This window comes from Arthrobacter sp. GAS37 (assembly GCF_044908325.1).
Classification (GTDB): Bacteria; Actinomycetota; Actinomycetes; order Actinomycetales; family Micrococcaceae; genus Arthrobacter; species Arthrobacter ramosus.
In genome coordinates, this window is sequence record NZ_JBIYDB010000023.1 from 21,198 (window position 1) to 41,425 (window position 20,228).

Below are 20,228 nucleotides of genomic sequence, written 5' to 3' on the forward strand. Positions count from 1 at the left end.
CACAAGTCTGGGCGGCAAGGCAGACAGAGTCAATCTCTATTTCGTAAAAGAGTTGAACTTTATGTCCAAATCGCCTTGACGGTGACCCACGCCACAGCTAAATTTGCCTAACGGACCGAAAAGTTTATCGAAATATTTCGAAGATTCGGCTCAAGCATATTCAGCGGCAGTACAGCCTCGCTCCCCGAAGGCCGGACTCCCGACACCAATAGCCGGGCAATCAGCGTCGAGCCCGGAGGACGAATGGAATTGCAAATGGTAAAACTCACGTTGCGTTCAGCAGCGATCGCCGTCACTGCTGCGGCCGTATCGATCTCCCTCGCAGCCTGCGGATCAAGTGGACCGGCAAGTTCGGCAGGCAACGCCGATTCGACCACCATGTGGGGCCTTACGGGCGGTAACCAGCCCGTACTCCAGAAGTCCATCGATGCATGGAACAAAGCCCACCCGGACGAGGCCGTCAAGCTCGACTTCTTCGCGAACGACGCGTACAAGACCAAGGTGCGCACCGCCGTCGGCGCCGGGCAAGGACCCACCTTCATTTACGGTTGGGGCGGCGGCGTCCTGAAATCCTATGTCGACGCCGGCCAAGTGGCCGACCTTTCGGACTTCGTATCGTCAAACCCCGATGTCAAGAACCGCTACCTGCCGTCCGTGCTCAAGAACGGCGTGATCGACGGCAAGACGTATGCCCTGCCCAACAACAACGTGCAGCCCGTCGTTCTGTACTACAACAAGGAAGTCTTCGATAAGATCGGCGCCCAGGCTCCGAAGACCTGGGATGAACTGATGGCCCTGGTACCGAAGTTCAAGGCAGCAGGCATCGCTCCCTTCTCCCTGGGTGGCCAGTCCAAGTGGCCAGACCTGATGTGGCTTGAATACCTGGTGGAGCGCATCGGCGGACCCGACGTCTTCGCGAACATCGCCGCCAACAAGCCCGGCGCCTGGTCCGATCCCGCGGTCAATGAAGCCCTGAGCAAGATCCAGAACCTGGTGGACGCCGGCGGATTCGCCAACGGCTTCTCCTCCATCGCCGCCGACAGTAACGCGGACCAGGCCCTCCTCTACACCGGCAAGGCCGCGATGATCCTGCAGGGTGGCTGGATCTACCAGAGCATGAAGAAGGACGCCGCGGACTTCGTCAAGAACGGCAAGCTTGGCTACGTCACCTTCCCCGCCGTTTCCGGCGGCAAGGGCGATCCGGCCAATGTCGTGGGCAACCCCTCCAACTTCTGGTCGATCTCTTCGAAGGCAACTGACAGCCAGAAGAAGGCAGCGCTCGACTACGTCAAGAGCGGAATGTTCACCGACGCCGACACCCAGGCATTGATCGATTCCGGAGCCGTTCCCGTGACCACGGGCATCGAAAGCAAGCTGGCCGCATCGCCGGACAAGGACTTCCTGAGCTACGTGTACGGCATGGCCAAGAACGCACCCAGCTTCACCCTCTCGTGGGACCAGGCCCTCAGCCCTGCCCAGGGAGACGCCATGTTGGCGAACCTGGACCAGATCTTCCTGAAGAAGATCAGCCCCGATCAGTTCGTCTCAACCATGAACGCCACGATCGGAAAGTAACCAGTGTCTACCTCAACCGGTTCTTCCCGGCGGGTCCTTGAAAAGGGCCCGTCGGGGTGGCTGGCCGCACCAGCCCTCGTCTTCTTCCTCCTCTTCGCCATCATCCCGCTCTTCGGCGTGCTCTTCCTCAGCTTCACCAAATGGGACGGGCTGGGCGAAATCAAGCTGGACGGCTTGTCGAGCTGGACCACGGTCCTCACTGATCCCGTCACCGGCAATGCGTTGTGGGTCACCGCCAAGATCATGTTCTTCTCGTTCATCGTCCAGGCTCCCATCAGCTTGCTCCTCGGGGTCTTCACGTCCGCATCCCAGAAATACCGCGCTGCCCTCGCCGTCCTCTACTTCGTGCCGCTGCTGCTGTCCTCCGCGGCCGTCGCCATCGCCTACAAGGCCCTCTTGGACCCGAACTTCGGCCTTGGCCCGGGCTTGGGCCTTCCATTCCTGGCCCAGGACTGGCTCGGCAACTCGGATCTGGTGCTGTTCGTCGTCGTCTTCGTCATCGCCTGGCAGTTTGTCCCGTTCCACACGCTCATCTACCAAGGCGGCGTACGCCAGATCCCGGCGTCGCTGTATGAAGCAGCCCAAATCGATGGCGCCGGGCGCGTCCAGCAGTTCTTCGCCATCACCTTGCCCCAGTTGAAGTACACCATCATCACGTCCTCCACCCTCATGGTGGTCGGCTCACTGGCCTACTTCGATCTCGTCTTCGTCCTCACCGGCGGAGGCCCCGGCTACTCCACGCGGCTGCTACCGCTGCACATGTACCTGACCGGCTTCAAGGCCAACGACATGGGAGCGGCGAGCGCCCTGGGCGTCATCCTCGTGGTGATCGGCCTTGCCCTGGCCCTCCTCCTGCAAAGACTCGGTGGCAAGAACCGCAACGCAAGCCAATTGGAAGGTGCCTGATGGCTTCCACAACCCAGATTCCCGCACCGCCGGCAAGGCGCACCGCGCTAAGCAACAAGCAAGGCCACAAGCATGGCCCCCGAGCAAAACGGGCCAAGGGGCCAGGACGCTTCCGTCCCAACTACCTCGGTGGCCTGGGCGGCTGGCTTTGGCTGGCGATCATCATCGTTCCCATCTACTACGTGGTGGTGACCAGCCTGAAGAACCAAGCCGGGTTCTTCACCTCGAACCCGATGATGCCGCCCACCGAGCCGACGTTGGACAACTACAAGTTGGTCCTGGACAACGACTTCGCCATGTACTTCGCCAACAGCCTGATCGTCACAGTGGGCAGCGTTGTACCGGCACTCTTCGTCTCGTTCATGGCCGCCTACGCGATCGTCCGGGGCAAGGGCCGCTTCCTGACGTGGACGAACAACACGTTCCTCCTGGGCCTGGCGATCCCCTTGCACGCCACGATCATCCCCATCTATTGGATGATCACCAAAGCCCATCTCTATGACACCTTGTTGGCGCTGATCCTCCCCTCCATCGCGTTCGCCATTCCCATTTCCGTCCTCATCCTGAGCAATTTCATGCGCGATGTCCCCAACGAGCTGTTCGAGTCCATGCGACTCGACGGCTGCTCGGACTGGGCCATGATGTGGCGACTCGCGCTGCCCATGACGCGGCCCGCCGTCGTGACCGTAGGCATCTACAACGCGCTAGGAGTCTGGAACGGCTTCCTCTTCCCGCTGATCCTGACCCAGAGTCCGTCCACCCGCGTGCTTCCGCTGTCCTTGTGGACCTTCCAAGGCGAATTCAGCGTGAACATCCCCGCCGTGCTGGCTTCCGTGGTGCTCGCCACCTTGCCGCTGCTGGTCATCTATGTGGTGGCCCGCCGCCAACTGCTCAGCGGGTTGACTGCCGGATTCAGCAAATAGCCATCGCTCTCTTGAAATTCACGAAAGGAACACAATGACCACCGCAAAGCCCTTGCGCGTCGGCATGGTCGGCTACGCATTCATGGGTGCCGCCCACTCCCACGCCTGGCGGACAGCGCCGCGGTTCTTCGATCTCCCGTTGGACCCCCAGCTCACCGCGCTGTGCGGCCGGAACGACGACGGCGTCCGGGCGGCCGCGGGCAAGCTCGGCTGGGGATCGGTGGAAACTGACTGGCGCCGGCTCCTCGAACGGGACGACATCGACCTCATCGACATCTGCACCCCGGGCAACACGCACGCCGAGATCGCGATCGCAGCCCTCGAAGCCGGCAAGCACGTGCTTTGCGAAAAACCCCTGGCCAATTCGGTCGCGGAAGCGGAGCGCATGACCGAAGCCGCCCAGGCCGCAGCTCTTCGCGGCGTGTTCTCGATGTGCGGCTTCAGCTACCGCCGCACCCCCGCGTTGGCCCTCGCCAAGCGGATGGTCGAGCAGGGCCGTTTGGGAAACATCCGGCACGTGCGGGCGCAGTACCTGCAGGATTGGCTCAGCGACGAAAACGCGCCCATGACCTGGCGGCTGGACAAGTCCAAGTCCGGGTCCGGTTCCTTGGGCGACATCGGAGCGCACAGCATCGACGCCGCGCAGTGGGTCACCGGGCAGCAGATCACGGGCGTTTCCGCGCTCCTGGAAACTTTCGTCCACGAGCGGCCGTTGGCCGGTGACCTCGTGGGACTCGGCGGCCATGGCGACGTCGGCGCGGATGCGCCGCGTGGCACGGTCACCGTCGATGACGCCGCCATTTTCACCGCAAGGTTCGACGGCGGCGCTACTTCCGCGGGCGCCGTCGGGGTTTTCGAAGCGACGCGTTTCGCGCTGGGACGGAAGAACGCCATGCGCCTCGAGGTCAATGGCACCAAGGCATCCCTCGCGTTCGACTTCGAAGAGATGAACGTCTTGTCCTTCTACGACGCCGCCGAATCCCCCGACGCCGGGTTCCGCCGGATCTTCGTCACCGAGCCCGAACACCCCTACGCAGGCAACTGGTGGCCTACCGGACATGGCCTCGGATACGAACACGGTTTCACGCACCAAGTGGTGGACCTCGTAACGGCGATCGGCGCAGGCGAGCAGCCCTCGCCGTCGTTCGCGGACGCCTTGCAAGTGCAAAAGGTCCTTGCCGCCGTGGAAGGCAGCGCCGCAGAATCCAGCCGCTGGCAGAAAGTCTAGGAGGGAACCCCGATGAAAAGGCCCATCACACTATTCACCGGCCAGTGGGCCGATCTGCCCTTCGAAGAGGTCGCCCGGCTTGCCGGCGAATGGGGCTTCGACGGGCTGGAAATCGCCTGCTGGGGCGATCACCTGGACCCCTACCGGGCCTCCATTGACGACGGCTACGTCCAGGAACGCCTCGACATCCTTGAGAAGAACGGCCTTAAGGTCTTTGCGATCGCCAACCACCTCACTGGGCAAGCGGTGTGTGACGATCCCATCGATGAGCGCCACCGGGACATCCTGTCGGATGATGTCTGGGGCAAGGGTGATCCCGAAGGGGTGCGTCAACGCGCTGCGGAGGCCATGAAGATGACGGCACGGGCCGCGGCACGGCTCGGAGTCAAGACCGTCACGGGTTTCACGGGCTCCTCCGTCTGGAAAGCAGTGGCCATGTTCCCGCCCGCCTCGGAGGCGATGATCGAGCGTGGCTACCAGGATTTCGCGGACCGCTGGAACCCGATCCTCGACGTGTTCGACGAAGTGGGGGTCCGCTTCGCCTTGGAAGTCCACCCCTCCGAGATCGCCTACGACTACTGGACCGCAAAGCGTGCCCTGGAAGCCGTCGGCCACAGGGAGAGCTTCGGGCTGAACTTCGATCCATCCCACTTCATCTGGCAGGACCTGGATCCGCTGATGTTCCTCCAGGATTTCGCGCCGAAGATCTTCCATATGCACGTCAAGGAATCTATCCGCCAGCTCAATGGCCGCAATGGCCGGCTCGGATCCCACTTGCCATGGGCGGATCCGCGCCGGGGCTGGGACTTCGTCACCGCAGGCCATGGGGACGTGAAGTGGGAGCCGATCTTCCGGACTCTTAATGCCATCGGCTACGAGGGGCCAACCAGCGTCGAGTGGGAAGACGCCGGCATGGACCGACTCGTGGGAGCGCCGCAATCCTTGGCCATGGTCCGGGAACTCGCCGCTATCGCCCCGCCGGCCGCCGCCTTCGACGCAGCATTCTCAAGCCGCTGACCATTCGTTTTATCCGGCCGTATTTCTAAGCAAAGGAAACCATGACTAACAAGAAGACCGCCCTCGTGGTCCGTGGCGGCTGGGATGGCCATCAGCCATTCGAGGCCACAGAACTTTTTATCCCCTTCCTCAAGGACAACGGCTTTGACGTCCGGATGGAGGAATCCCCCAAGGTATATGCCGATTCGGCATATATGGCGGGCGTGGACTTGATCGTGCAATGCGTGACCATGTCCACGATTGAGAAGGACGAATTCGAGGGACTCCGTGCCGCGGTCGAAAACGGCACGGGTCTTGCCGGCTGGCACGGCGGGATCGCCGATTCGTACCGGAACAACTCGGACTACCTGCACATGATCGGCGGCCAGTTCGCCTGCCATCCCGGCAAACATCCGGACGAACGCATCGGCGAGCAGTCGGACAACTACGTGCCGTACACGGTGAACATGCTCCCGGCTGCCGCCAGCCATCCCATCACGCAGGGGATCAGCGACTTTGAATTGGTCACCGAGCAGTACTGGGTCCTCTCGGACGACTACATCGACGTCCTCGCCACCACCACCCAGCAGGTCCGCGAATGGGACCAATGGAACCGGGAAGTCACCTCACCCGCCATCTGGACGCGGCAGTGGGCCGAAGGCCGGATCTTCGTCTGCACCCCCGGACACCGGGTGGAAATCCTCCAGGACAGCAACGTCCGCACGATCATCGAAAGGGGCATGCTTTGGGCAAGCCGTTAAGAGTAGGAATCATTGGCTGCGGCGCCATCATCGCCCAGTACCTCACAAACTTCCGCCGGCTGGAGGCCATCGACTTGGTGGCCGTGGCCGATCTCGATCCCGCACGCGCGCAAGCGGTGGCAGACGCCTACGACGGCGTCCGCGCGGTGACCGTCGACGAGCTCCTGGCGGCTGACGACGTCGAGCTCGTCCTTAACCTCACCATCCCGGCCGCGCATGCGCCGGTCGCTTTGAAGGCGATCGCCGCCGGCAAGAGTGTGTATGGGGAAAAGCCGCTCGCAGCGACGACCGCCGAGGCACGGCAAGTGCTCGACGCGGCGCGGGAGGCCGGCGTCCTTGTCGGCTGCGCGCCGGATACGGTGCTCGGCACCGGGATCCAGACCGCCCGCAAAGCGATCGACGACGGCCTGATCGGTGCGCCGATCTCGGCCACGGCAACCATGGTGACGCCGGGACACGAGCGCTGGCACCCCAACCCGGATTTCTACTACCAACCCGGCGGCGGACCGCTGCTGGACATGGGCCCCTATTACGTGAGTGCACTCGTCACGCTGCTGGGTCCGGTGGTCTCGGTCATCGGAGCAGCAAGCCACACACGGGACTCGCGCACCATCGGTTCGGGCCCGCGCGAGGGCGAGGTGATTCCGGTGACCATCGATTCGCACGTGACGGGGGTCCTGGTCCATGCCTCCGGCGCCTTGTCCACGCTTGTGATGAGCTTCGACGCGGTGAAAACCAAGTCGCCCAACATCGAGATCCACGGTGCCGCAGGGTCCCTTGTAGTTCCTGATCCGAACCACTTCGACGGCGACGTTGAGCTTTTCACCCTCGGCGCCGACTCCTGGCAGACCCTTCCGGTCTCGGCCGGCTATATCCATTCGGGCCGGGGCTTCGGCATCGCCGATCTCGCCGCAACCCCGGCCGGGGCCGAACCACGTGCTGGCGGCCAATTGGCGTTCCATGCGCTGGAGGTCATGGAATCTGTGTTGGCATCTGCCCACAGTGGCTCAGCGGTGTCGATCGAAAGCACTGTTGCACGGCCGGAACTCGTGGAACTGACCGCTTTGGCTTCCCCGCTCGCGGAGGTTCAGGGAATCAGTTCGTAGGCCTGGCCCAATATTCTCCGGACTGAGGTTGCCGCGGCGCCCCTGAGGGCCCCGGTCGGCCCCAGTCCGGAGAAGGCCAGATTTCCTTCCGGAATTAGTCCCGGTGCGTGGTGGTCCAAGCTCCGGCGCAGCGCGGGAGCGATCCATTGCTCAAGTACAGCGAAATGACCCCCGAGCACGACGGCGGAAATGTTCGCCACCCGCGCCGTCGAGGCAACCGCGATTCCGAGGTAGTGCCCCGCCTGTTCCACCCCGGACACGGCGCGCTCATCGCCGTCGGCAACGCGGCTCAGTAACTGGTTCATCTGCTGGGAAGATGAATCCTGTTCTATTCCCGCAACGGAATATATGGCCTCCTGGCCCGCGAACGTCTCAAGGCAACCGTGGCCGCCGCAGGCGCACAACGGGCCGTCGGGATGCACCACCACATGCCCGACCTCACCGGCATGACCTTGCGGGCCGAAGAAGATCTGGGAATCGATGACCAGCCCGCCACCAACGCCTATTTCGCCGGAGATATACAGGAAATCCCGGAACCGGTTGCTTGTGCCGTGATCTGCGCCGTGGCCAAACCAGAGTTCCGCGAGCGCGGCGCTATTGGCCTCGTTCGAGAGGGTCATTCCGAAGGGGGCTTCGGGCAGGAGCTTGGGCAGCCCTTCCGAGAGCTCGACGTCTGCCCAGCCCAGGTTTGGTGCGGCCAGCCCACGTTGCGTTCCGTATCCACCAGCCCAGGCACGGTCAGTTCCCCACCAAGAAGCTCGACGCCGTCGCCCGCCGCCTTTGTTGCCGCCCGCTGCGCCATGGCGACGAGGAGAGTCAGGATGTCGGAGGGCTGGCTTCCACGGTTGTGCCGTTCAAGGGTTTCGTGGAAGGTCAGTTCCCCTGTGAAATCCAAGACTCCCACCGCGAGATAGTCCACATTGATTTCCGCTGCCAGGGCACCGCGGGCCGTATTAAGGACAAGGCCGGTTCCGGGCCGTCCGCGTTCGCCGTCGTGGGTGACACTTGTTTCCCGCACCAGGCCGGATTCGAGCAGGTCGGTGATGAGGCTAGAAACGGAAGCCTTCGTCAGACCGCTTTCCGCGGCAAGCTGGGCGCGCATGGCCCCACCGTTCCTCTGGATCCCGGCGAGAACAAGTGCCAGATTCTGCCTGCGGACATCGCCCACTCTTCCGGGCGACGGCGTGGCGGACATGTTTCCTCCGGGATTCTGTTTGACAAGCTCAAGGATGGGACCGCAGGCCTCCGCCACCGAACACCAGGGGGCAGCCCCGGCGGCATCACCGACCTCGACGACAACATCATCACGTTCTGGTACCGATGATGATGAGCAATCCCGAAGCAGCCGTTCGGGCATGACGGGAAGCACCGTTCCCGCGAGGTAGCGCGGTGGACGCCTTGGACGAGGCGCACGCTGACTATGCTCTATACGACACTTGGGTAGCCGGGTCCGTGCTGCCGTACATCGATCGTGGCATGTGGCAACCACCCGTCCCAGACGTTCTTGGTTCTCTCGAAGAGTCCACTCGCCAGGTTGACGAATTGCGCGCGACGGGCACCGAGGACTTGGATGCCGCTTCCGGGTAGCTTGCCTACGCCAAGCTTCTCCGAGCCGTGTATGTCTCCTTCGTGCAGGAACGGCAGCACCCGTGATCCTTCGGCTTCTGGCGCGCGGGATACCCCCCTGGGTGTACACAATATACGCAGAGTACACGAAAGGAGTATCATGGTTGATATGGAAACCGTGACCAGTGAAGTAAGCACCCGGGAGCTTCGAAACCATCTGGCCGACGTGGTGGGGCGGGTGAGCTACGGCGGTGAGCGCATCGGCGTGACCCGCAACGGCCGCTTGGCCGCCGTCGTGATCAGCGTTGGCGATGCCGAGGCGCTGGAGGAGTACGAGACGGCCCAGGACATCGCCGCAGTCAAGGCATGGGTTGAGGCCGGTCGGCCCTCGCGCCCGGCCGATGAGCTGAGGAAAGAGCTTGGCATTTGAGCCAGTGGAGCCTGCACACCTCTGCAGACTTCGACAAGACCGCCCGGAAGATCGACCGGGCCATGCTGCGCCGCGTTTTCACATACCTGGATGAGGTGTGCACCCTGGATGACCCGCGGAGCCGGGGGAAGGCGCTAACAGCCAACATGGCCGGGTTCTGGCGTTACCGGGTGGGGGACTACCGCGTGATCGTGGCGATTCAGGAGGCTCAGCTCGTGATCGTCGCCGTGGCGATGGGGCATCGCTCAGTGATCTACGGCGACTGACCGCCCCGGATCGCATGGAGAAGGCCCGACACCGAATCTGGTGTCGGGCCTTGCGACGATCCATGCGACAAACCGTATCGGCCGGCTCTGACAAAAAGTCACGCCGAGGGCTCGCGCCCCCTACTCCCCCGAGTAGCTGATTCCCGCTTGGCTGCGTGCTTCATCCAGCAGGGACATGGTGGTCAAGGTATCTGCCAAAGGCATCGTGGGGCTCTCGAGAAGGCCCTGCTGCAGGCAGCGGATCACTTCACGTAACTGGTATGTGTAGCCACGGCCGACCGGGGTGAATTTCTCCAGCCGCTGCTCGCCGGAGCTGGAGATAATGGTCAGCTCGCTTGGATTGAACAGCGGTGCGTTGCAGCGGAGCATGCCCTTCGTGCCGCGTACGATGGCCGTTTGCGGGGTTGCCGCGGTCAACGACGTCATGGCCTGGACTTGTGCACCGGAGGAATAGGACAGCGTCAGTGCAGTCTCGGAATCCACTCCGCCATCGGTGAGATGAGCCGTAGCCGTGATCGAGTCGGGACGCCCGAGGCTAAAGAGCGCCCACGTCAGGGGATATACACCCACATCCATCAGGGCGCCTCCCCCGTCTTCGCGCCTCCACAGCCGGGATTCTGGATTGTATGGCGCCGGAAATCCGAGGTCAGCCTGCACCCACCGGATCTCGCCGAGTTCGCCGGATGCGATGATTTCCGCCGCCCGTTGCACGCTGGGCAGGAACCGGGTCCACACTGCCTCCATCAGGAAGAGGCTTCTATCCTTCGCCAGCCGGACCAATTCGGCCGCCTCACGGGCATTGATGGTCAACGGTTTCTCGCACAACACGTGCTTCCCGGCTTCGAGTGCCGCCTTCGCCACCAGGTAGTGGCTCGTATGCGGCGTTGCCACATAGACGACGTCCACCGCGGGGTCCCGGAGCAGACGCTGGTAACCCGGAAGCCCGCCGTCGTCACCGTAGGCGCTCTGGAAGCCTTGTTCGGCGGCAAACGCCTCTGCGTTTTCCTGGGTCCGGGAACTGACGGACTGCAGAACGGCGTCGGGCAGGAGCGCGAGGTCGCTGACGACGGTGGAGGCGATCCGTCCGGTGGAAATGACTCCCCACCGGACGGGATCGCCCGATGCAGGTACCGGATCCTGGTTCAGGGAATCAACAAGCGGTGTCCTGACGAGCAGTGGTTCAGTTGCCGGTATCAACGCGAGCACTTACCTTCCGGTAGTTCTGGCCGATCGAAGCCCGGAAGTCCGGCTCGGGTGAGGCGTCCAGGGCCACGGGCCAGTCCGGGCGGAACCCGGCGAGCGCCCACGCCGCCTGCACGGCCGCCCCGCGGGCAACGTATTCGCCTGGACTCGGAACCACCACCGGCAGGTCGAACACCTGGGCCGCAATCCGTTGCACGGCAGGATTCTGCACTGCGCCGCCGATCAACAACAATCGCTCCGCACGAACACCCTGGTCACGCAACGCGTCCAGGCCCCCAGCGAGTCCGCACAGCATGCCTTCGATGGCCGCCCGTGCGATGTTCGGCCGGGTGGTGGAGGCGATGCTGAGACCGTGGAAACTAGCCTTCGCATGAGGCAGGTTGGGAGTCCGCTCCCCCTCGAAATACGGCACCAGCACCACACCTCCCGAGCCCGGCTCGGCCTCGAGGGCGAGCCGGGACAGCTCGTCGAAGTCGACGTCGAGCACTGCCGCAACCGAACTGAGCACACGGGCGGCGTTCAGCGTCACGGCGATCGGCAGGTACTCCCCGCTCGCGTCCGCGAAGCCCGCCACGGTCCCGCTCGCATCATGTCCGGGTGAAGAGTCGACGGCGAACACGGTGCCGCTGGTTCCCACGGACACGACGACGTCGCCGGGTTTGGCTCCGAGGCCCAGGGCTGCGGCGGCGTTGTCGCCCGCCCCGACACCGAGCAGGATTCCGTTCTCGGAAGCGTTGCTTGTGCCGGTGCGGCCGAAACATGCCGGGTGCACGCGGCCTGCGGTTTCGCCAGGACCCAGCACTCGGGGAAGAACGACGACGCCGGGCGCCGCCGTCGCCATCCCGCCCGAGGCTTCCCGTGCGTCCTGGCCGAACGCCAGTTTGAACAAGTCCAGGTCGTAGCGTCCGGTCAACGGGCTCCAGTAGCCGGTGCCGCTGGCATCCGAACGGTCAGTGGTCAGCTCGTCCAGGTCCGGCCCCAACGGGCTGGACCCCGCCGGGCCGTACCCGCGGAGACGCCACGTGATCCAGTCGTGGGGGAGCGCGACGGCGGCCACCCTGGCCATGCTTTCTGGTTCGTGGTCCCTGATCCAGCGCATCTTCGTGATCGTGAACGAAGCCACTGGCACCAGCCCGGTCCGCCGGGCGAAGTCCTCCGCCCCTACTTCTGCGGTGAGGTCTTCCGCGGAGCCGGCAGATCGCGTGTCGTTCCACAGCAAGGCCGGCCGCACCACGTTGCCGTCGCGGTCCAGCAGCACCATCCCGTGTTGCTGGCCCGCCACGGACAGTGCGCTGACATCGGCGAGGCCGCTGGCGTCGTCGAACGCTTCGGAAAGCGCCCGCCACCACTCGTCCGGATGGACTTCTGTTCCGTCCGGGTGGCTTGCCCGGCCTGAACGGACCAGTGCACCGTTTTCCGCGTCGAGGACCACCACTTTGCAGCTTTGAGTAGAGGAATCAACCCCGGCTACCAGGTTCAAGGAAGCAACGGCCACGGGATCAGCGCGCTCCGAGGAGGTGTTCGATGAAGAGCTGCTGGAGCTTCACGAATCCGAAGCCCTTGCCGCCAAAGTAGGCATCGGCGTCGAAGTCCTCATAGGCGGACTTGTCCGCACGCAACTGCTCGTAGCCTTCGCCCGGGTTCAGGGTGGGCTCGTTGATTTCAGCCACGCGTGAGGCTTGGAGAGCTTCCTGGACCTCGGGGTCGGCACGGAATGCCTTGGCGCGCTCCTTGAGGAGCAGGTAGGTCTGCATGTTCGCGGCCGCAGAGTCCCACACGCCGTCGATGTCCTCGGTGCGGCTGGGCTTGTAGTCGAAATGGCGCGGACCGTCGTAGGCCGGGCCGCCGTCGGGACCGCCGTTTTCGAGCAGGTCCACCAGGGAGAAGGCGTTCTGCAGGTCGCCGTGGCCGAATACCAGGTCCTGATCGAACTTGATGCTTCGCTGGCCGTTGAGGTCGATGTGGAAGAGCTTTCCCTGGTACAGGGCCTGGGCGATGCCGTGCGTGAAGTTCAGGCCTGCCATCTGCTCGTGCCCGGTCTCGGGGTTGATGCCCACGAGCTCCGGACGCTCGAGGGTTTCGATGAATGCCAGGGCGTGGCCCAGGGTGGGGAGCAGGATGTCGCCACGGGGTTCGTTCGGCTTCGGTTCGATCGCGAAGCGGATGTTGTAGCCCTTGTCCGTGACGTAGTCGCCCAGCAAGTTCACGGCCTCGCGATAGCGCTCCAGCGCGCCGCGGATGTCCTTGGCGGCGTCGTATTCGCTGCCTTCACGGCCGCCCCACATGACGAAGGTTTCGGCGCCGAGTTCAGCAGCGAGATCGATGTTGTCCAGCACCTTGCGCAGGGCGAAGCGGCGGACGCCGCGGTCGTTGCTCGTGAAACCGCCGTCCTTGAAGACGGGGTGGCTGAACAGGTTGGTGGTGACCATGGGAACGATCATCCCCGTGGCCTTGAGTGCCCCTTGCAGACGGTCGATTTCGCGCTGGCGATCGGCAGCCGAGCAACCGAAGGGGAACAGGTCGTTGTCATGGAAAGTGATGCCGTAGGCGCCAAGATCGCTGAGCCGGTTGATGGCTTCCACGGTGTCCAGCGGCGGGCGGGTGGCCGAACCGAACTGGTCCTGCGCCTCCCATCCCACGGTCCAAAGGCCGAACGAGAACTTGTCTTCACGGGTGGGCTGAATCGTCATTGAGTGCTCCGGGTGGTTTTGTGGATTTGTTTCGCTATCCAACATATTATGAATCTCTGTGATGTCAACCACTTGGAGTTAACAAGATTTTTCATCCAGCCTTCAAATAATTCGCAAAAGATCTGGCCCAGCGACTATCCAGACGTTATGTTGTTGTGGACATCAAATAGGCCGCGAGGCTCTCGAACGAAGGATTCACCGTGACTGATCAGCTGGTGGCGGAACGCAACTGGGCAGGAAACTACAGCTACCAGGCACCGCAGCTCGCCCATCCCGCCAGCGTGGAGGAGCTCCAAGGGCTCGTGGCAGGCGCCAAGAAGATCCGCGCGCTCGGGTCCCGCCATTCCTTCAGCTCCATCGCGGACACGGCCGGCACACTCGTAGTGCTGGACCAGCTGGATCCTGGCATCAATGTGGATGCGGCCAACATGACCGTCACCGTGAGCGGTGGTACGCGGTACGGAACGCTCGCGGCAGAGCTCCAGCGCCAGGGCTTCGCCCTCCACAACCTCGCATCGCTCCCCCACATTTCGGTGGCAGGAGCTGTCGCCACCGCCACGCATGGGTCCGGTGACGCGAACGGCAACCTGGCCACCGCCGTCGCGGGCCTCGAACTGGTCACGGCGGACGGCAGTATTCTCAGCGCACGCCGCGGCGACGAGGATTTCGAGGGCATGGTGGTGGGGCTCGGCGCGCTGGGCATCGTCACCGAACTGACCCTGGACATCCAGCCAAGCTTCGACGTCGCCCAGAGCGTCTTCGAAAATCTCAACTGGGACCTCGTCCTGGAAAATTTCGACCGGATAACCTCCTCTGCGTATAGCGTCAGCCTCTTTACTGATTGGAGCGGAGAGACAGTGGGCCAAGCGTGGCTCAAGCGGCGCAGCGGCGATCCCGCACCGGAAACTTCAGATTTCTTCGGCGGCACCCCGGCAACGGAAGCCCGGCACCCCCTTCCCGGCGTGTCAGGCAGTAACTGCACCGAGCAGCTCGGCCTTGCCGGGCCGTGCTCCGACCGGCTGGCCCATTTCAGGATGGAATTCACTCCGAGCCAAGGCGACGAGCTGCAGAGCGAGTACCTCATCCCCCGCGAACACGCCGTGGACGCCCTCCGCACCATGCGCAGGCTCTCCGACGTCGTGACGCCACTGCTGCTGATTGGCGAAATCCGCACGGTGGCGGCCGACGAGCTCTGGCTCAGTGCCAACTACGGCCGAGACGGCATCGGCTTGCACTTCACCTGGCGCCAGGACCAGCCCGCGGTCGAAGCCATCCTGCCGCTGCTTGAGGCGGAACTGGCTCCGTTCGCGGCGAGGCCGCACTGGGGCAAGCTGTTCGACGCCGGTGCTGCCGCCGTCGCCCCTTTGTACCCTCGCTTCGGCGACTTCATCGCCCTGGCTGAGCGCCTGGATCCCTCCGGAAAGTTCCGCAACGACTTCCTGGACCGAACGGTGTTTGGGAGCTGATATTGTCGCGATGATGCCCTCCCCCACCCCAAATCCCGTCACCGCCAGCGAGCCCGATCCGTCGCGGCGAAACAACCTGGCACTGCTGACCTCCCTTGTCCATCACAACGGTGGTCTCAGCCGCGCGCAGCTGACCAAGCGGACTGGCCTGAACCGGTCCACGGTAGGGACGCTGATAGGGCAACTCGTGAACTTGGAAGTGGTCTACGAGACGGCACCTTCCGGTGAAGCCCAGGTGGGCAGGCCCAGCCCGATCGTCCGTCCGCGGCCATCCATAGCCGCCCTTGCGGTCAACCCGGAGATCGATGCCGTCACCATCGGCCTTGTCGGCCTTGGGGGGAAGGTCCAGAAGAAGATCCGTTTCGACACCGAGCGGATCCCGACGGCCAAAGAGGCCGTGAACATCGCCGCCGCAGTGATCGCCGGAATGCGGTCCGAGCTCGACACTTCGTACCGGGTCATGGGCGTGGGCATCGCAGTGCCCGGGCTCGTCAACCGCGACGACGGCGTGGTCCGGCACGCCCCGCACCTGGGCTGGCGCGATGAGCCCGTGGCCCGCATGCTCGGCGAGGCCACCGGATACCCCTGCCACGCGGCCAACGACGCATCGCTGGGCGCGGAAGGCGAGCTCCTGTTCGGCGCCGGCGCCGGCCAGAAGAACCTGATCTTCCTCAACGGCGGCGCCAGCGGCATCGGCGGCGGGATCATCGCCGACGGGGAGTTGCTTCGCGGAACATCCGGCTACGCCGGGGAACTTGGACACACGTTTGTCCGCTCGTCCGGCAAACCTTGCCACTGCGGAGCCACGGGCTGCCTTGAAACCGAAGTCTCCCAGTCATCGCTTTTCGAACTCGCCGGGTTGGGTGGCGGCGACGCGGGTCAACTCGAGCAAGCGCTTCGCGCGAACAGCAGCGAAACCGTTGGCGCGGAAGTAGCTCGCCAGCTCGAGTACCTTGGCATCGCCTTGCGGAATGCGGTGAACACTTTCAACCCGGAAGCGATCGTCCTGGATGGTTTCCTCGGCGTCTTGCACGCATTGTCTCCAGGGACACTGGACAGCTTGCTCCGATCCCAGGCGATGGACGGACCGGCAGGCCAGGTAAAGATCTACCGGGCTGCCCTCGGCTCGGATCTGATGATGATCGGAGCCGCGGAGCTGGCCTTCGCGCAGTTCCTGGCGGACCCCGCCGGCGCTTTCCCTATCCCTACTCCTTAGTCAGGACGACCATGCTGAATCAGGCGCCCTCGCCCAATCAGGAACCCTCGCTTATTCGGGAACCGCGGCACCGCGCGGCATCGCCCATGGGCGAACACTTTGAACTCACGGCCAGCATCGGCGGCCACCACCAGCGCGTTGTGGTGACGGAAGTCGCCGCGAGCTTGCGGGAGCTCGACGTCGACGGCGTCGCCCTGGTCCAGGACTATCCCGCCGATGCCCAACCACCGTGGTGCGCGGGCTGGGTCCTCGTTCCGTGGCCCAATCGGGTGGCTGGCGGCACGTGGAGCTACGACGGCGTCGCCCAGCAACTGGACATCACCGAACCGGACAACGGCAATGCCTTGCACGGATTGCTGACTCACACTCCCTACGGGGTCAGCGCCCACACCGCTGACAGCATGACGCTCGACGCCAGTGTCTCACCACAGCCGGGATACCCCTTCGAGCTGTCGACGTCGGTCCGTTATCAGCTCGTGGAGGACGGCCTATTTGTCACGCACCGCCTGGAAAATACCGGATCCCGATCCGCGCCGGTCGCGCTCGGTGCGCATCCTTTCCTCAGGCTGGGCAGCGTGCCGACGGAAAAACTCACGCTCTACATCAACGCCGATACCCACATCGAGGTGGATGAACGCCTGAACCCGAGCGGAATCACCACGGACGTCAGCGGTTCCGGGAACGATTTCCGCACGGGACAGCTGGTTGGCGCTGTTGACCTCGACGATGCCTGGGGCGATGTCCGCCGCGAGGACGATGGAAGCTCCCTGCACTATCTCGAGGCGCCCGATGGCAGCCAAGTGCAGCTTTTTATGGATGCCTCCTTCGGCTACGTCCAAGCCTTCACCACCACGGAGTTCGCCACCGACGGCGGAATGGTCACCGCCGTCGCGCTTGAACCGATGACGGCGTCGGCCGATGCCTTCAACAGCGGCGAAGGCCTTCGCTGGCTGGAACCCGGCGCGGTCTGGGAAGCCAGTTGGGGCATCCGGTACCGGCCGACGCGCGAATTTCTCGCCGACATGGAGAATGCCTGACGACACGCGAATACTCGCCGCGCCAGGCATTCACAGTGTCGCCAGGCCTCCGCGAACGGGCCACCCCGTGTACGACTCCGCAAGATAGGCCCGCGCGTGCCGGGAGGAGACCACGGAATGGAGTTCGCCGAGCTGCCGGGCACGGCCGAAATCGTCCGAACCGGGAACGGTGTGCAGCATGGACGTCATCCAGTAGGAGAAGTGCTGGGCCTTCCAGACGCGTTCCAGGGCGCGGTCGCTGTAGGACTCGAGCAGGCCGCTGGATCCGTTCGAGTAGAAGGATTCGAGGCCTTCGAAGAGCACCTTGACGTCGTGCAGAGCCAAATTGAGGCCCTTGGCACCCGTCGGCGGGACGGTGTGGGCGGCGTCGCCGGCGAGGAACAGGTTTCCGTGGCGGATCGGGGTGTGGACGAAGCTGCGGAACGGCAGGACCATCTTCTCGAGGACCGGCCCCTCCTTGAGCTCAAAGCCGTTCCCGTTGACGCGCTTGCGGAATTCGGACCAGATGCGCTCGTCGTCCCAGTCGGCCACGTTTTCCTTGGGGTCGCACTGGAAGTACATGCGTTGCACATTCTCCGTGCGTTGGCTGATCAGGGCGAAGCCGTTCTCGGAATTGGCGTAGATCAGTTCGTCCGAACTGCGCGGGGCTTGGGCGAGGATGCCGAACCAGGCGAAGGGGTATTCGTGGAAGTACCACGTGCGGTTGGACTCGGGGATCTGGAAGCGGCAGTGACTGCGGGAACCATCGGCACCCACGAGGAAGTCCGCTTGGATTTCGAATTCCTGGCCCTCGGCGTCGGTGAACCACACTTTCGGTTTGCCTTCGAGGTCGTGGACGGTGGTATCCGTGACGCTGTACCGGACGTCGCCGCCGTCGTCGTTGCGCCGTGCGGCGAGGTCGAGGAAGACGTCGGTCTGCGGGTAGAGCCACACCGATTCCCCCACGAGCTCCTTGAAGTCGATCCGGTGGCTTTCGCCGTTGAAGCGCAGTTCGATCCCGTCATGCCTGTCGCCGTCGCGCAGCACGCGGTCGGAAACGCCGCTTTCCACGAGCAGGTTCACGGAGCCGTGTTCCAGGATGCCCGCACGGACAGTTTCGGCGATCTGCTGATGGCTGCGGACCTCTACGACGGTGGATTCGATCCCCGACTTCGCCAGCAGGTGGGAAAGCATGAGGCCGGCCGGGCCTGCGCCCATGATGGCCACTTGGGTGGTGATGATCTTACGTGCCATGGTGTGCCTCGCTTCATTGCGGAACCGCGCCTGAGCGGCTGCGGTGGGTTCTGTTGATCAGTGTGACCCCCACCGCATGGTCGGTGTTATATGAATTCCGTTCAACGGAAACACTTAGGCGTTTCGCTGATCCCCGAGCTGGCGAGCGATGCCGCGGGCCGCCGTCTGCAGCGCGGGCACCAACGCCTGCAGGCGCATTTCAGCGAGGGGAACCACGACGCCGAGCGCAGCTACCGTACGCCGCTTGCCGTCCGTGACCGGCACCGCGATGCCCCATGTGTCCGGATCCACCACACCGGCCAGCTGCGCGTACCCTTGCTGGACGGTTTCGGCCAAAAGGTGGCGGACGACGTCGGCCGTCACCTTTCCGGCGGGGTCGCTTAACTGCTTGAGGTACTCGGCCTGCAGTTCCCGCGGTTGGCTGGCCATCAACGCCAACCCGGCCGAGGAGATGTGAACCGGCATACGGCCGGCAACGCGGGCGCGGTTGGCGACGGATCCCCGGCGGGACAGCCGCTCCACGAACAACGCCTCCCAACCGTCGAGCACGGCAAGGTTCACGTTCTGGTTCAGGACCTGCTGGATGTCTTCCATGAACGGGAGTGCCGCTTGCCGGAGGGCCAGGGTGGGTGAATTCCGATTGACCAGCTCCCACAACCGCAGGCCCAAGCGCACATTTCCGCCAACTCCGAGTTCCAGGAGTCCATGTTCGGCGAGCTGTCTGACCAGGCGATGGGCGCTTGTGAGCGGCAAGCCGGCGGTCTCGGCGAGTTCGGAAAGCCGCAGGGAACTAGAGCCTTCGGGGAAGGATTCGATGATCCGGACGATGCGATCCACCACGGAATCACCGGATGCCGAGTTGGCCATTGCGCTTCACCACTTCCACGAATTCCTTTGAATGGTGGGTTCAAGCTTACTTCGGCTCAGCGGGATCCGCCGTGGCGTCCTTTGTTTCCCGCCGCGAGATCTCCAAGCCGATCGCGTCGTAGTGCGCCAGCACTACCGGAGAGGCAGAGGTGCCGGGCTGGTCCAGCAGGCCAAAGGCGAAATCACTGGCAGCAAGAAGTTCTTCATCCGAGCACTTGTCCAGCGGTTGGAATCCCGCCGCATCGATCGAGGCTCCGAATTCGCCCGTGATCTCGACCGATTTCGATCCCGTTGCGGTCCCGAGCAGGAGACTTGCAGGCTTGTCCGTGAATTCCAGGGAAACCCCGGATCCCTTGGCGAGGCCCACTTCCGTGGTTCCGCCGTCGATCGCGTTGAGGTCGTTGCGGAGTCCCGCCAGGGCCTGGGATTCGACAATTGCGGCGTGGGAAAAGCCCACCCTGATGTGTGAGGTGACGCCCATTCGCCGAATCCGGCGAACGATGTGAACGAGCGCGGGCCTCGAATCTTGATTCAGGCTCCCCCGCACGTCGATTTCGACTGCGTCGGTGGAAACATCGAATTTTACGAGGGCGTGCAATCTACGGTCCATAGGTACTCCAAAAGAGGTGTCTATGGCCGGCGGCTCAACCTTGAAAAGCCTATCCTCTGGAACCGTGACTTGTACACCCCGCGACGACTTCAGAGTTCAGCCTTCCGGCGTTCGGCGTAGGTGCCGGTGGAGGGATCTGTCCTGATCGG

The 20,228-nt window shown here is 63.8% G+C and carries 21 protein-coding genes; 12 read left to right on the forward strand and 9 right to left on the reverse strand.

Going from position 1 to position 20,228, the window contains the following annotated elements; genetic code table 11:
- Nucleotides 1-255 precede the first annotated feature (255 nt).
- The 7 genes from ABH924_RS16890 to ABH924_RS16920 are packed head-to-tail and all read left to right on the forward strand — an operon-like array spanning nt 256 to nt 7,495.
- A complete protein-coding gene (locus ABH924_RS16890) occupies nt 256-1,575 on the forward strand; it encodes an extracellular solute-binding protein (RefSeq protein WP_404500612.1) in 1,320 nt (439 codons plus the stop codon).
- Nucleotides 1,576-1,578: 3 nt separating this feature from the next.
- Nucleotides 1,579-2,481: a carbohydrate ABC transporter permease gene (locus ABH924_RS16895; protein ID WP_059388769.1), complete on the forward strand. Its 903-nt coding sequence runs from the start codon at nt 1,579-1,581 to the stop codon at nt 2,479-2,481.
- Nucleotides 2,481-3,404: a carbohydrate ABC transporter permease gene (locus ABH924_RS16900; RefSeq protein ID WP_404500614.1), complete on the forward strand. Its 924-nt coding sequence runs from the start codon at nt 2,481-2,483 to the stop codon at nt 3,402-3,404. Before ABH924_RS16895 ends, ABH924_RS16900 begins: the two co-directional genes overlap by 1 nt.
- A 34-nt stretch (nt 3,405-3,438) precedes the next feature.
- Nucleotides 3,439-4,632, forward strand: coding sequence for a Gfo/Idh/MocA family protein (locus ABH924_RS16905; RefSeq protein WP_404500616.1), 1,194 nt, complete (start codon nt 3,439-3,441; stop codon nt 4,630-4,632).
- Between the two features lie 12 nt (nt 4,633-4,644).
- Nucleotides 4,645-5,649, forward strand: a complete 1,005-nt coding sequence (locus ABH924_RS16910; protein ID WP_404500618.1) for a sugar phosphate isomerase/epimerase family protein — start codon at nt 4,645-4,647, stop codon at nt 5,647-5,649.
- 41 nt (nt 5,650-5,690) lie between these two features.
- A complete protein-coding gene (locus ABH924_RS16915) occupies nt 5,691-6,389 on the forward strand; it encodes a ThuA domain-containing protein (protein WP_404500620.1) in 699 nt (232 codons plus the stop codon).
- Nucleotides 6,374-7,495: a Gfo/Idh/MocA family protein gene (locus tag ABH924_RS16920; RefSeq protein ID WP_404500622.1), complete on the forward strand. Its 1,122-nt coding sequence runs from the start codon at nt 6,374-6,376 to the stop codon at nt 7,493-7,495. Before ABH924_RS16915 ends, ABH924_RS16920 begins: the two co-directional genes overlap by 16 nt.
- Here the strand turns inward: ABH924_RS16920 and ABH924_RS16925 are convergent.
- The 3 genes from ABH924_RS16925 to ABH924_RS16935 all read right to left on the reverse strand — a co-directional run bounded on the left by ABH924_RS16925 (nt 7,477) and on the right by ABH924_RS16935 (nt 9,142).
- On the reverse strand, nt 7,477-8,196 hold the full coding sequence (locus tag ABH924_RS16925) for an ROK family protein (RefSeq protein WP_404500682.1): 720 nt from the start codon (nt 8,194-8,196) through the stop codon (nt 7,477-7,479). The two genes, ABH924_RS16920 and ABH924_RS16925, sit on opposite strands and share 19 nt — an antisense overlap.
- Nucleotides 8,112-8,690 (reverse strand): MarR family transcriptional regulator, encoded by a 579-nt coding sequence (locus ABH924_RS16930; RefSeq protein ID WP_404500624.1) that lies wholly within the window; start codon nt 8,688-8,690, stop codon nt 8,112-8,114. Before ABH924_RS16930 ends, ABH924_RS16925 begins: the two co-directional genes overlap by 85 nt.
- Before the next feature lie 230 nt (nt 8,691-8,920).
- A complete protein-coding gene (locus tag ABH924_RS16935) occupies nt 8,921-9,142 on the reverse strand; it encodes a hypothetical protein (RefSeq protein ID WP_404500626.1) in 222 nt (73 codons plus the stop codon).
- 79 nt (nt 9,143-9,221) lie between these two features.
- Between ABH924_RS16935 and ABH924_RS16940 the strand changes: the two genes are divergently transcribed.
- Together ABH924_RS16940 and ABH924_RS16945 are read left to right on the forward strand one after the other, a co-directional pair.
- On the forward strand, nt 9,222-9,491 hold the full coding sequence (locus ABH924_RS16940; RefSeq protein WP_404500628.1) for a type II toxin-antitoxin system Phd/YefM family antitoxin: 270 nt from the start codon (nt 9,222-9,224) through the stop codon (nt 9,489-9,491).
- The gene (locus ABH924_RS16945) at nt 9,488-9,757 is read left to right on the forward strand and encodes a type II toxin-antitoxin system RelE/ParE family toxin (RefSeq protein WP_404500630.1); all 270 of its coding nucleotides are present in this window, start codon (nt 9,488-9,490) and stop codon (nt 9,755-9,757) included. Before ABH924_RS16940 ends, ABH924_RS16945 begins: the two co-directional genes overlap by 4 nt.
- A gap of 120 nt (nt 9,758-9,877) precedes the next feature.
- Here ABH924_RS16945 and ABH924_RS16950 read toward each other — a convergent pair whose 3' ends face one another.
- The 3 genes from ABH924_RS16950 to xylA are packed head-to-tail and all read right to left on the reverse strand — an operon-like array spanning nt 9,878 to nt 13,650.
- Nucleotides 9,878-10,954, reverse strand: a complete 1,077-nt coding sequence (locus ABH924_RS16950; protein WP_404500632.1) for a Gfo/Idh/MocA family protein — start codon at nt 10,952-10,954, stop codon at nt 9,878-9,880.
- Nucleotides 10,938-12,440: a xylulokinase gene (xylB, locus tag ABH924_RS16955; RefSeq protein WP_404500684.1), complete on the reverse strand. Its 1,503-nt coding sequence runs from the start codon at nt 12,438-12,440 to the stop codon at nt 10,938-10,940. Before xylB ends, ABH924_RS16950 begins: the two co-directional genes overlap by 17 nt.
- Nucleotides 12,441-12,459: 19 nt before the next feature.
- A complete protein-coding gene (xylA, locus tag ABH924_RS16960; protein ID WP_364536818.1) occupies nt 12,460-13,650 on the reverse strand; it encodes a xylose isomerase in 1,191 nt (396 codons plus the stop codon).
- 200 nt (nt 13,651-13,850) lie between these two features.
- Here xylA and ABH924_RS16965 point away from each other — a divergent pair, with 200 nt between their 5' ends.
- From ABH924_RS16965 to ABH924_RS16975, 3 genes are read left to right on the forward strand one after another with little or no spacing between them, the layout of a single operon-like run.
- Nucleotides 13,851-15,116, forward strand: coding sequence for an FAD-binding protein (locus tag ABH924_RS16965; protein ID WP_404500634.1), 1,266 nt, complete (start codon nt 13,851-13,853; stop codon nt 15,114-15,116).
- 10 nt (nt 15,117-15,126) lie between these two features.
- A complete protein-coding gene (locus tag ABH924_RS16970; protein WP_404500636.1) occupies nt 15,127-16,332 on the forward strand; it encodes an ROK family protein in 1,206 nt (401 codons plus the stop codon).
- An 11-nt stretch (nt 16,333-16,343) separates the two neighbouring features.
- On the forward strand, nt 16,344-17,369 hold the full coding sequence (locus ABH924_RS16975) for an aldose 1-epimerase family protein (RefSeq protein ID WP_404500638.1): 1,026 nt from the start codon (nt 16,344-16,346) through the stop codon (nt 17,367-17,369).
- Nucleotides 17,370-17,399: 30 nt separating this feature from the next.
- On the opposite strand, the gene ABH924_RS16980 is transcribed toward ABH924_RS16975, so the two are convergent.
- The 3 genes from ABH924_RS16980 to ABH924_RS16990 form a co-directional block, all read right to left on the reverse strand.
- Nucleotides 17,400-18,602: a 4-hydroxybenzoate 3-monooxygenase gene (locus ABH924_RS16980; protein ID WP_404500640.1), complete on the reverse strand. Its 1,203-nt coding sequence runs from the start codon at nt 18,600-18,602 to the stop codon at nt 17,400-17,402.
- Nucleotides 18,603-18,716: 114 nt separating this feature from the next.
- On the reverse strand, nt 18,717-19,469 hold the full coding sequence (locus ABH924_RS16985; RefSeq protein WP_404500642.1) for an IclR family transcriptional regulator: 753 nt from the start codon (nt 19,467-19,469) through the stop codon (nt 18,717-18,719).
- Nucleotides 19,470-19,515: 46 nt separating this feature from the next.
- The gene (locus ABH924_RS16990) at nt 19,516-20,079 is read right to left on the reverse strand and encodes a hypothetical protein (protein ID WP_404500644.1); all 564 of its coding nucleotides are present in this window, start codon (nt 20,077-20,079) and stop codon (nt 19,516-19,518) included.
- Between the last annotated feature and the right edge of the window lie 149 nt (nt 20,080-20,228).

What these genes read in the sequence shown, in the direction of transcription:
- ABH924_RS16910 (WP_404500618.1), top strand. Translation starts at nt 4,645, where the DNA reads ATGAAAAGGCCCATCACACTATTCACCGGCCAGTGGGCCGATCTGCCC.
- ABH924_RS16980 (WP_404500640.1), bottom strand. Translation starts at nt 18,602, where the DNA reads ATGGCACGTAAGATCATCACCACCCAAGTGGCCATCATGGGCGCAGGC.
- ABH924_RS16930 (WP_404500624.1), bottom strand. Translation starts at nt 8,690, where the DNA reads ATGTCCGCCACGCCGTCGCCCGGAAGAGTGGGCGATGTCCGCAGGCAG.
- ABH924_RS16975 (WP_404500638.1), top strand. Translation starts at nt 16,344, where the DNA reads ATGCTGAATCAGGCGCCCTCGCCCAATCAGGAACCCTCGCTTATTCGG.
- xylA (WP_364536818.1), bottom strand. Translation starts at nt 13,650, where the DNA reads ATGACGATTCAGCCCACCCGTGAAGACAAGTTCTCGTTCGGCCTTTGG.
- ABH924_RS16940 (WP_404500628.1), top strand. Translation starts at nt 9,222, where the DNA reads ATGGTTGATATGGAAACCGTGACCAGTGAAGTAAGCACCCGGGAGCTT.
- ABH924_RS16890 (WP_404500612.1), top strand. Translation starts at nt 256, where the DNA reads ATGGTAAAACTCACGTTGCGTTCAGCAGCGATCGCCGTCACTGCTGCG.
- ABH924_RS16985 (WP_404500642.1), bottom strand. Translation starts at nt 19,469, where the DNA reads ATGGCCAACTCGGCATCCGGTGATTCCGTGGTGGATCGCATCGTCCGG.
- ABH924_RS16915 (WP_404500620.1), top strand. Translation starts at nt 5,691, where the DNA reads ATGACTAACAAGAAGACCGCCCTCGTGGTCCGTGGCGGCTGGGATGGC.
- ABH924_RS16905 (WP_404500616.1), top strand. Translation starts at nt 3,439, where the DNA reads ATGACCACCGCAAAGCCCTTGCGCGTCGGCATGGTCGGCTACGCATTC.
- ABH924_RS16990 (WP_404500644.1), bottom strand. Translation starts at nt 20,079, where the DNA reads ATGGACCGTAGATTGCACGCCCTCGTAAAATTCGATGTTTCCACCGAC.
- ABH924_RS16970 (WP_404500636.1), top strand. Translation starts at nt 15,127, where the DNA reads ATGATGCCCTCCCCCACCCCAAATCCCGTCACCGCCAGCGAGCCCGAT.
- ABH924_RS16900 (WP_404500614.1), top strand. Translation starts at nt 2,481, where the DNA reads ATGGCTTCCACAACCCAGATTCCCGCACCGCCGGCAAGGCGCACCGCG.